Source organism: Streptomyces sp. P17 (assembly GCF_032436805.1).
Lineage (GTDB): Bacteria > Actinomycetota > Actinomycetes > Streptomycetales > Streptomycetaceae > Streptomyces.
The window spans coordinates 1-258 of record NZ_JAVRBF010001090.1 but is presented as its reverse complement, the minus strand read 5'-3'; the positions used below and the strand labels follow the sequence as shown (position 1 = coordinate 258).

1 protein-coding gene is annotated in these 258 nt (G+C 47.3%); it reads right to left on the bottom strand.

Annotated features, from left to right (window positions below; translation table 11 throughout):
- Window positions 1-258, bottom strand: a 258-nt coding sequence (locus RMT89_RS44030; protein ID WP_315889369.1) for a hypothetical protein, incomplete at both ends; no start/stop codon positions are given.

Here is a 258-nt window from a genome sequence, read left to right as displayed (position 1 = left end):
CGAATTACCATCTTTGACAAGCTGGTAACCATGGGAGCGGAGAACGCTGTTGAAAAAGTCGGGATACTCCGCTGGCACTAAGTTTGGGGCAGTAAAGCTAACAGAACCGTTTACCCCAGCACCAAGCAATATTTTTAAACCCGTTTGGCGACTGTACCAGCTCACAAACTCGGATATCGGTGTGTTTGTTGTCTCAAATACTTGCTGTTCGTTGGCGCGGACGGGGGAGACTAAGAAAATGATAGACACCAACGAAAA